Consider the following 4,947-nt stretch of genomic DNA (forward strand, 5'->3'; position numbering starts at 1 on the left):
CCGCCACCAACACACCCCACGGCGGGCCGCCTCCACCCCACACCACACCGCCACCGTTATACCCGCTTCCCCATCCAAGCCGACGGACAGACCAAGGGCCTTCGGACAATCGGACCCTTTTCAATGAGACGGGGCACAATAGAGGTATGAGTGATCTTGAGGGACTGAATCTGGAACCAGGTCGGCTGGTGGGCGGGTACACCCTGATCGAGCCCCTGGGCGGCGGTGCCATGGGGTCCGTCTGGCGTGCCCGGGATGACGGAGGTCAGGACTACGCCATGAAGATCCTGCGGGAGTCCCTGGCCGAGGACGACCAGGACCAGCCCGACAGTCCCGAGGCCCGTGACCGTGCCTCCGCCCGCGAGCGCCTGCGCCGGGAGGCCCTGGCCCTGAAGCGCATCGACCACCCCGGGGTCTGCCAGATAGTCGACATGGAACTTGACGACGCCCTGGCCTTCATCGTGACCGAACTGATCGAGGGACGGAACCTCCGTGACGACGTGGCGGTCAATGGACGCTACACGGGCGATGACCTGGAACGACTGACCAGCAAGTTGATCGATGCCGTCCGGGCCGTTCACGGTGCGGGCATCGTCCACCGCGACATCAAGCCCACCAATGTGATGATTTCAGCCTCCGGACCGGTCCTGGTGGACTTCGGCATCGCCATGGGGCAGGGGGAGAGCCATGTGACCCGGACCGGTCTGGTCATGGGAACCCCCGGCTTCATCGCCCCCGAAATCATCGACGGGGCGGACTCCGATCAGGAAACGGACTGGTGGAGCACGGCGGCGGTCCTGGCCTTTGCGGCCACCGGCAGGCCAGTATTCGGCAGCAAGCCCATGATGGCCGTCCTGGAGCGTGAGGCCTCGGGCAACGCCGACCTGTCGGGCCTGCCCCTCGACACCATGAAAGCCTTCAGGTCCGCCCTTTCACCCAACCGGGACTCCCGATGCAGCCCGGAAGACCTCCTGGGTGCCATCACCAGGGACGCCTTGGGCCCCGAACCGGGTGCCGGAACCGGAGCAGGTACCGACCCCGACGACCAGCCCGATCGACATCGGACGGAAGAGGGCCAACCCGACCCGGGCCGGAGCAGCCGGAAGGAGGGGATGCGCCCTTTTGGCGCAGGCTCTTCAAGTGATGGCCTGGATCAGGGGGTTCCGACCCGGGTCGTGGAACCGGCCAGGCAGGTGGCCGAGCCTGAAACCCTGCCCCTGATCCCGGTCGGGGGCACGGCCGGGCCTGCCGCCCAGGGTAATCCCCGTGTGGCCTGGTCGACCAGAGGGGGAGGGGCAACCGGCCAGGATGCCCCGGACGGGAGCGACCCGGAGGAAACCACCAGGCTTGATGGCGCCGAAGTGCCCGCGACCAGGGCCTTCCCCCAGGAAACCTGGGATGAACGCCAGCCCCAGTCCGATGCGGAGGATGACCAGGCCACCAGCTACCAGGGCCCGCCCCTGCCGGTCGCCAGCCCCCTCCCCCCTGGGGACACCGATCATTGGCTGGGCGATGAGCCCCGGGGCCAGGACACCCCGGCCCTGATCCGCCAGACCCGATACCTCCATGCCGGCACCGCGACCCTGATTATGATTGGCTTCATTCCGGCCCTGCTGGCGGTCCTGGCTCCGGTTTCGGCACTGGCCCTGGCCTGGATTCTGATGTGGTTCCTCGGTACGGCAGGTCTGAGCCTGCAGGGGCAGATCAACCGCGAACTCAAACGTGGGGGCCAGCGCAAGGGGCATGACAATGCCCTGAACGTGGCCGCCCTGCCGTGGCACCTGCTCAAGGCCCTCCTGCTCAGTCTGCCACGAATCTTCGGCATGGCTCTGGTGGTCCTGGTGATCGGGGCCCTGGCCACCTGGCTGGGCGGCCAATCAACGGTATCCGGGTATGTGAACCCGGGCGGCCGCCTCCTGCGTTTCCCCCTCCCGGCCGGGGCCCCCCTCTCCCTGGCGGGGTTGACCCTGGGCCTGGCGACCCTGGTGGGTTGGCTCCTGGCCATGCTGACAGGGGAGACAGGGCGGGGATCGACCAAGGCAACCGGCTGGTCCCATACGGTCAGACTGGCCGCGGGCTGGCTCCCCCTGGGCGCTGTTGACCGCGCCACCCTCCCGGCCACCGATCCACAGGCCTGCCAGGGTCAGCCTGGGACCGGATCCGCCATCTCCAAGCCCATGGGCCACGGTCGGGCCTGGATCATGGTACTGGTCTGGTTGCTCGTCCTGGCTGTCATCATGATCCTGATCGCCCTGCACACCTCCTTGGACTGGTCACCCATACCGATTCTTTACCCATAGCCCGTCTATCACCTCATGGACTGCTACTAGACTGTGCTCAGTATCCAAGTGAAAGGACCCGTGACATGTCCAAGGGCAGCAAGGCCAAGGATGCCGAGTCGGGCCGTCAGGCCATCCAGACCAGACAGCGGCAGAACCGCAAGGCCAGGCTCCAGGCCGAGGAGGAGGCCCGCCAGCAGGAGGCGGCCAGGGAACGCAAACAGCAGACCCTGATCGGCATCATCGTCACCGTCGTGGTGGTGGCCCTGATCGCCGCGGGCGGATTCATCTATTGGAACAGTCACAGGCCGGTCAGGAAGGAGAACACCTACGAGGCCGTCCAGAAGGTCAAGGTGAAGCCCTCGGTCGCCAATGACAAGGGAGGCATCCTGGTCAGCGGGGCGGGCGTGGGCAAATCGGTCGAAAAGGCCCCCACCATGGAGATCTACATGGACTTCATGTGCCCGGGATGCGGTGCCCTGCACCGGGGATTGGACTCCACCCTGACCCCCATGGTCAAGGCGGGGCAGATCAACCTGGTCCTGTACCCGATGTCCTTCATGGACCGCCTCACCACCGACCAGTACTCCGCCCGTGCGGGCTCTGCCGCCGTCTACATAGCCCAGAACGACCCTGACCACTTCCTCCCCTTCGTGGCCAGCCTTTATGAGAAGGACTTCCAACCCGACGAGGAGAACTACAAGCCGGTCAGCGACCAGCGGATTCGCCAGCAGGCCATCAAGGCCGGCATCAGCCCCGCCATGGCCGATCGCGCCCTCAAGGGTCAGTACAAGGCCTGGCTGAGTGCGCTGAACGAGTACACCCCCACCCGCAAGGAACTCTGGCACACCTCGGGGCAGAACAAGGGGCAGATGTCCACACCGACCGTTCGCATCAACGGAACCTTCTGGGACCTGGACAAGCTCTCCACGGCCAGGCTGGACTATAAGGCCGGGCTGCTCAAGGCCATCGGCCTCGACCCCGACCAGGTGGGCCGACAGGGAACCATGCCCTCGATCGGAGCCAAGGGCAGCCCCCTGGCCCTGTAAGGGATCACCAGGCGATACCTATTGGCTGTGCCCCGCCAGAACCGGGCCCCACCCATGGCGGTTGCCTGTTCGCGCAGAGAGCACTCCAATCCGGTCACGGGTGGTGCTAGGATATCCATTTGTATTGCGGCTTGCGTCTGTTGAAGCAGGACCGCCTCCTTAGCTCAGCTGGTCAGAGCAGCCGCCTTGTAAGCGGCAGGTCGTCAGTTCGAATCTGACAGGAGGCTCATTCCGTGACAGAATTGCATTGGTTTCCCGGTCGGGTTTCCTTTTTCGACAAGTCACGGTAGAGTGATTTCGGATAACTACAGAGCTTCCCTCGAGTAAGTCATTTCGAAGGCCATGCCTTCGAAGATACGGACCGGAGTTTTTCCCCAACCATCTCCGCTCCGTATAGGGGACGGGACTATTCCCCTTCATTCCCGTCCTCTACTCGTAAGGTCCGCACCTTGAAACTGCGTGACCCGAGAAGGCCGGTCGACCATGATGTCGACCGGCCTTCTTGCTGTTCCAGGCGCCTTGAAATGTGTATGTTTACCTGACTCTGGTGCCCCTGTTCCCAAGATCGGACCCTCAACCGCTAAGATTCCATGCAGGATACACCTGGAGTCTGCAAATGTGAAAGGAGCCCTGATGGCCAGACGCTGGACACCACGACGGTTCATCGTACAGAGGCGGGTACGCGTGGCCCTGAGTGCCGTCCTGATCACCGTGGCCGTGATCGCCGCCTTCGGTCTCACGGCCCGCAAGAGCGTGGCCCTGAGCGTCAACGGGCAGACACGGACCGTCAACACCTACGCCTACAGCGTGGATGCCCTCCTCAGACAGGCCGGGGTCAAGGTCAAGACCCATGACCTGGTCGAATCGACCTCCGACGGGCAGCTGCACAACCACGACGTGGTCACCGTCCGCTCCGCCTACCAGACCACAATCAACATCCAGGGACGGCAGGTGCCCTTCTGGACCACGGCCACCAGCGTCGACCAGCTGCTGGGCTTCTTCGAGGCCAACCAGCGCAACGCCATGAAGGTCACCGTGGATGTGAAGAACGTATACAACCAGCTCACCGGAGGTCTGGTAATCAACCAGAAGGGTCCTGTGACGGTTGTCGCCGACGGGAAGAGCTCCGTGGCCCCCAATGGCAAGCTGCCGGCAGCATCCATCCTGGACTCCAAGGGGATAGTCCTGGGCAAGGAGGACCGGGTCTCGGTCGAGAAGGACCAGGAGGCCACGGTCCTCAGGGTCAAGCGGGTCACCCACGGGCAGACGACCCGGAGCATCCCCCTGCCCTTCGGGTCGCGAACGGTGATCGACCCGAACCTGGCCCCCGGGCAGACCGAGATTCGCCAGCAGGGCGTCAACGGGGAAAAGCAGGAAACGGTTCAGGTCACCTACGTGGATGGCCAGGCGGAATCCGAGAATGTGGTCAAGGAGGAGACCGTCAGCATCCCCATCGACCAGGTGGTGGCTGTCGGCCCCGAGAAGCAGGAGACCCAGTCGGACCGAGGCAAGCAGGCGGACGGATCCAAGGACAAGGCCAGTGACGAATCCAAGCAGGATTCCAACCAGTCCAAATCGGGCGACTCCGGCAACGGCGACAAACCCTCCAACCCGACAAC

The 4,947-nt window shown here is 64.4% G+C and carries 3 protein-coding genes and 1 tRNA gene; all 4 read left to right on the plus strand.

Annotated features, from left to right (window positions below; all coding sequences use genetic code 11):
- The first annotated feature begins 146 nt into the window (after window positions 1–146).
- Window positions 147–2,300 carry a serine/threonine-protein kinase gene (locus Q0K62_RS07730; RefSeq protein ID WP_297317398.1) on the plus strand — a complete coding sequence of 718 codons (2,154 nt, stop codon included), beginning with the start codon at window positions 147–149 and terminating at the stop codon, window positions 2,298–2,300.
- A 65-nt stretch (window positions 2,301–2,365) separates the two neighbouring features.
- Window positions 2,366–3,328 carry a thioredoxin domain-containing protein gene (locus Q0K62_RS07735; RefSeq protein ID WP_297317399.1) on the plus strand — a complete coding sequence of 321 codons (963 nt, stop codon included), beginning with the start codon at window positions 2,366–2,368 and terminating at the stop codon, window positions 3,326–3,328.
- A gap of 153 nt (window positions 3,329–3,481) precedes the next feature.
- A tRNA-Thr gene (locus tag Q0K62_RS07740) sits at window positions 3,482–3,555 on the plus strand.
- Window positions 3,556–3,961: 406 nt separating this feature from the next.
- A partial coding sequence (locus tag Q0K62_RS07745) for a G5 domain-containing protein (protein ID WP_297317400.1) occupies window positions 3,962–4,947 on the plus strand: 986 nt, incomplete at its 3' end.

The organism is uncultured Bifidobacterium sp. (assembly GCF_945269915.1).
Taxonomy (GTDB): domain Bacteria; phylum Actinomycetota; class Actinomycetes; order Actinomycetales; family Bifidobacteriaceae; genus Bombiscardovia; species Bombiscardovia indica.